Consider the following 5,389-nt stretch of genomic DNA (forward strand, 5'->3'; position numbering starts at 1 on the left):
GTCCTAAAGGGTTGTCGTAGACTACGACGTTGATAGGCAGGGTGTGTAAGTGCTGTGAGGCATTGAGCTAACCTGTACTAATTGCCCGTGAGGCTTAACCATACAACACCCAAGGGGTTTTGTGGACTCAGATGTACAGACCTTGAATGAGTTTGAAGAGAAACTTTTAGATTAGCTTTCCAGATTATTTTGCCTTCAGTTTTCAAAAAAGCTGAAAGTAAAAGCAAAATTTGCTTGGCGACCATAGCATTGTGGACCCACCTGATTCCATGCCGAACTCAGAAGTGAAACACAATAGCGCCGATGGTAGTGTGGGGCTTCCCCATGTGAGAGTAGGACATCGCCAGGCTCCTATTTATTTTCACTTTTTTAAAAGTGAAGACAAAAGGTATCGTTACTTGCATTAGCAATTAACAACATCATTAGTGTACTAATCTATTGATGACAATTTGTTGGAGGGATGGCTGAGTGGTCGAAAGCACCGGTCTTGAAAACCGGCAACCGTTAATAGCGGTTCTAGGGTTCAAATCCCTATCCCTCCACCACCATTAGAAAGCCCGCTGAGAAATCAGCGGGCTTTTTTGCGTCTTGAGTTTGGTATTAGCCTGTAAACAAAAGCCTCTAAGCTAGCTTAAGCCTTGTCAGTGCAGTCAAGCGGCCTTCATGTTGCTGACTCTGTGTGCTTTTTAGTGTTTCAGTTGCATCGAAAAGCTATTTTATCCCACCACCAGAACTGATAACCACAAATGCAGGTCACCATTTACATTTAGGTTGTATACATTCCTTGAATCATGCTTCAAGGCGTTTAAATAAAGAAACGCTTTGCCACAGGACTTGTCGCTCTCTCATTAGTCAATGTTTCTATGGCGGCAGCTATTACTCAATCACTTTCAATCTAGAGTTTCTTCATCTTACCTAGTGGCCGGAGCGGGGAAATTGAGAGACTTGCTTCTTCACATATAAAACCTACTTGTCTGTAATTCTAAGGTCCTATACCTCCCCTGTAAGAGAAGTCATTGAGACTTTGGTTAGTCATATTTTCTCACCCACCATTCGTTCAACGGCTTGGATTTTGAAACCTCCAACATCGTTTTTTAGCGCAAATAGGTTACGTCGTCGCATCTGATCCGACAAAAGTGATTATGCACTATAGTTAGGTACACATAGAATGGAAGCCAGATCGAGAGCCAAACGTCTTGAGAGCATTTAGTCTAGTTCTTGTCGTTCTGTAGTAGCTCAGATAAACAAGAAACTAGCAAAAATATAAGGGCAAAAAATGAAAGTAAATAAGAAATTAATTACTGTGTCAGTGCTAGCAGCATTGACGTTAAACGCCGGAGCGTTGTCGGCGGCAGACTATGACTTAGTGATTGAAAATGGTCGGGTCATGGATCCTGAAACCATGCTGGATGCAGTGCTTAATGTCGGAATAAAAGACGGTCAAATTATTATAATTTCAGCCGATCAATTAGAAGGTGACAAGGTTATTGACGCATCAGGTCAAGTTGTCGCTCCGGGGTTTATTGATACCCACTTTCATTCTCTTGACGGTCTATCAATTAAACTCGCAGCTCTTGATGGTGTGACTACGGGGATGGACCTAGAAATAGGGGCAACTCGAGTAGCTGAATGGTACGAAAATAAGAAAGATGCCTGGCCTTTGAACTATGGTACTGGAATCAGCCAAGAAGCGGCTAGGCTAGAGGTTCTTGACCCGGAAGTAAAAATTGATCGAGCGTATGACGCACCTGATATTCTGAGTAAATTACGTACAGAAGCTGCCAAAGACGGAGTCAGCGGATGGTCTGATACTAAGGCCAATGAAGAACAAATGAACCAAATTCTGACTATTTTGGATCAGGGCTTTCAAGATGGTGCTATCAATCTAGCATCGACAACTGCATACATGCGAAACGGTCTTACATCCTTTGAAATGTATGAATCACAAAAAGTGGCAGCAAATTGGGGACGATTCACCGCCTCTCATACTCGTTTTCATGGCAATCCTGTAAACCCGGAAGGGCAACTGGGGTTTGACGAAGTTTTCGCAAATGCTGTGGCACTCAAAGCGGGATTATTAATGCTTCACAACAATGAGTTTGGTTGGTGGGAAGTTGAGGAGAAACTAAAATCGGCTCGTGACCAAGGTATGAACATGTGGTCAGAATACTATCCGTACGACGCTGCATCCACTGCCATTGGTTCGTCATTCTTAATACCAGAAAGTGTTGAGGGACTGTTTGGTTACAAGTACGAAGACATTATCTATGACCCAGATTCTGACAAGTTCTTAGACAAAGAAGCATATCTAGACTTGGTGGCAAAGGACCCTGGGCACCTTGTCGTGATTTTCAGTCCGCCACGTAAAGAGTGGCTGAAGTATTTCTTGAAGATCCCTCACATGACAGTCGCGGCGGACTCTATTTACTCGGGCTTAGGTGTTGATTCTTGGGATGCTGACTACACAGAATACAAAGGTCACCCACGAACAGCGGGTACACGCGGTAGAGTATTTGCGATGGCGCGTGAAGAAGGGGTTCCACTGATGTTTACCCTGGCGCAGATGACTTACTGGCCTGCGAAACATTTAGGCGATGAAGGCCTAGAGTCCATGCAGAAACGTGGGCGTCTGCAAGAAGGTATGGTGGCTGATATTACCATTTTTGATCCCGAAACAGTTCAAGATAACTCGACCTATAAAGCGGGTGAACAAGGCAAGCCAACAACAGGTATTTCCTATGTGATCGTTAATGGTCAAAAAGTGGTCGATAATGGTGAGTTCAAGAAAGTATGGGCGGGTCAACCTATTCGTTATACACCAGAAGATAAGGGACGTTTCAAGGGAATTGATAAAGCGAGCTGGTTGAAAAACATTACGGTCCCAACATTCTCCGCAACTCAATCCGGTGCAGATGGTAACCCGACGTTTAAGAGCAAGTAGGAGTATGTGATGAGAATTGCCGCTACTGTACTAGTTTGCGCAATCTCGTTTGGAGGCGTAGGTCACGCCTCCTCACTTGATGACTTAGCGAACCAAGTTACTGTCTTAGATACATACCAACAGACTGCTGAACCCAACATAAATAGTCAGCCTATGAAAAAGAGCAAGCTTTCAACATACGCTTATGACGTTGGCTTAGATGTATCTAAGTTAACGCCAGGACAAGTATCAGAAATAGAATCTAGCTTTAAAGGAAAGCCGTCTTGGGCGTTTTGCGACGAACATCGAGTGGTAGAGATCGTTATGAATGGCAGTAGCATATGGGAACGCACAACGGTTATGAAGCTACAACGCTACAGTGATATATCAATAGTTCATTAGAAAACATTTGAACGCTGTTTGTTATACAAGCAGCGTTCAAATTTTGTTAGTTATCATAATCTTAAGTTTAAATTTATTTTAAAAGGCGCCTTAATAATCCTTATCGCCCATTCTCTTTTTGGAAAATGTCATGAACTCTAAATACCTTTTACTTGCAGCGACACTCACCCCAACGTTAGTGCTCGCGAACCCTCCTCTCATCAATGTCCCGACAACGGGACTTACCTGCAGGTGCTAGGTGCAGGTGGCCCTGAACTAAGTACTAATAATGTGTCCACTAGCTACCTTCTTTGGGACAATGGCAAGGCGAGATATTTAATCGATTCAGGGGCTGGTACCGCTTTTCACTTCAATCAAACGGGTGCAAACATTTCCGATCTCAATGCGATCATAATCTCACACATGCATGTTGATCACACCGCAGATCTCATCAGTTTAATCAAGTCTAGTTACTTTGAAGACCGTAGCGTTCCGTTACCCATTTATGGCCCAACAGGTAACAAGTTGGTACCTAGTATGAGCGAGTTTATGGATAGGTTAGTAGGGCTAAATGGGCTTTACCCATATATGAATAACTTCATCGCTGAAGCATCGGATGAAAGCTACAGCAAAGCCAAATACAAACTTCTACCTCATGACATTGTACCTACCGAACATGTCCATGAATTTGAGGGGAGTGGCGCAAAATTCAAAACGGCGGATGCAAAGCACGGAGGAGTCTCTTCACTGGCAATATCCATCAATTACAAAGGCAAGGAAGTATTTATTACTGGCGATAGCAGTGGACCGACATATTTGAAACCCATGGCCAACTCGGCAGACCTGATTATCGCGCACAATGCATTGCCCCAAAGCTATAATGGACCTGTTGAAAGGCTGCATATGAAACCGAGCAGGATCGCTGAAATTGTTTCAGAAACCAACGCCCACACTCTTGTTCTCAGCCATTTTTTAGAGCGTACGGCAACCACTCTAGAACAATCAAACACCGAACGAGAACTTAGCAACAAATTCAAGGGTGATATAGCCTTCGCTAATGACTTCAATTGTTACGCACTGTAATTAAACAGATACTTATTACTTATTACTTAGTACCACGTCTTTTGTTAATCAACACTACCGCTGGCTTATTTGTGGAGCCAGTGGTTTCCCCAGTTCTAAAGCTAAGAAACGTCATGCAATGTCCACAAAGAATGCCCTCAAAATGGTCGACCCTCATATATCCTTTCAGTATCGCTACGTAACCTAGCATTTCAGGTAAGCCTTCAAGAACACTACCTCAAGCATCTTAGACCTTAGAAAGCATCTCACTACAACGTCAATTAGATAGAAAATCCAAGTATCGAATCATTTTGAAATGCTTATTTGGGATCTGCTCTACCATCTGCTCGACCAACGCTTCTGGACTCTGAATGAATGATCGAGTCCTACCATTCCCATGGTTGAGGTAATCAAATGTCACCAAACTGCCCAGGAAGTTATGTCGTAAACGTAACGCAGATAAACATCGATATTGGTGAACGCTTTAGGTCTCGACCAAGGCAAGTCATGGTTGGTGTCATACTTCCCGTTTTCTTAGTAAAGTGCAGTGTCCATCGACGGTAATATTGGTGGGCTAAAATCGTGCCTAATCTTGCTGAGCACGAATACAAGGGCGACCCTCTCCAGTCACATCTAACTCAGAGTCATTGGATTCGAGACGTTGAGTGATGAACACCTTTCAGTGGTTTTAACTTTGAATAATGGGCTTCCAGAGGCCGTCTTCTAATATGAGCCCCAGGCGTGACATATTAATGGATGTGAAGGTTCGTATTCAGCTTTCTGCCGCAGGTGTGCAGTTAGCATGGCTGCATCGATGCTCCTTTAAGCCACAGTGGTGCATGCGATCATTTTAGTGACGCTTTCAATGTGACTGTTTGGAGGTGTTTCCAATTTTCATTGAGATAGTTTAGCCAGTTTTCGTTGGCAGTGAAAAGCTGTTTGATGGATAAGAGGATGACGACTTCACTGGGCGGCTTTGTTGCGTAATTCAATGGAACTAAATCAAGAACCTACGATCTGATCAGC

The 5,389-nt window shown here is 43.5% G+C and carries 3 protein-coding genes, 1 tRNA gene, 2 rRNA genes and 1 pseudogene; 6 read left to right on the forward strand and 1 reads right to left on the reverse strand.

All coding sequences use genetic code 11. The annotated features are described in order from the left end of the window. The 6 genes from OQJ75_RS22335 to OQJ75_RS22360 form a co-directional block, all read left to right on the forward strand. A 23S ribosomal RNA gene (locus tag OQJ75_RS22335) occupies positions 1 to 102 on the forward strand; the annotation flags it as partial. Between the two features lie 131 nt (positions 103 to 233). Further along, positions 234 to 349, forward strand: a 5S ribosomal RNA gene (gene rrf, locus OQJ75_RS22340). A gap of 105 nt (positions 350 to 454) precedes the next feature. Next, positions 455 to 545: transfer RNA gene (locus OQJ75_RS22345), tRNA-Ser, on the forward strand. Between the two features lie 731 nt (positions 546 to 1,276). Beyond that, positions 1,277 to 2,941, forward strand: a complete 1,665-nt coding sequence (locus OQJ75_RS22350) for an amidohydrolase family protein (RefSeq protein ID WP_265974962.1) — start codon at positions 1,277 to 1,279, stop codon at positions 2,939 to 2,941. Between the two features lie 9 nt (positions 2,942 to 2,950). Then, entirely contained in the window at positions 2,951 to 3,322 is a 372-nt protein-coding gene (locus OQJ75_RS22355) for a hypothetical protein (RefSeq protein WP_265974961.1), read from the forward strand. A gap of 231 nt (positions 3,323 to 3,553) precedes the next feature. Continuing rightward, the gene (locus OQJ75_RS22360) at positions 3,554 to 4,384 is read left to right on the forward strand and encodes an MBL fold metallo-hydrolase (protein ID WP_266067290.1); all 831 of its coding nucleotides are present in this window, start codon (positions 3,554 to 3,556) and stop codon (positions 4,382 to 4,384) included. Positions 4,385 to 4,640: 256 nt separating this feature from the next. Here the strand turns inward: OQJ75_RS22360 and OQJ75_RS22595 are convergent. Further along, positions 4,641 to 4,811: pseudogene (locus OQJ75_RS22595) on the reverse strand (transposase); the annotation flags it as partial. Between the last annotated feature and the right edge of the window lie 578 nt (positions 4,812 to 5,389).

Origin of the sequence: Vibrio sp. 14G-20 (assembly GCF_026241515.1) — a bacterium.
Classification (GTDB): Bacteria; Pseudomonadota; Gammaproteobacteria; order Enterobacterales; family Vibrionaceae; genus Vibrio.

What these genes read in the sequence shown, in the direction of transcription:
- OQJ75_RS22350 (WP_265974962.1), top strand. Translation starts at nt 1,277, where the DNA reads ATGAAAGTAAATAAGAAATTAATTACTGTGTCAGTGCTAGCAGCATTG.
- OQJ75_RS22355 (WP_265974961.1), top strand. Translation starts at nt 2,951, where the DNA reads ATGAGAATTGCCGCTACTGTACTAGTTTGCGCAATCTCGTTTGGAGGC.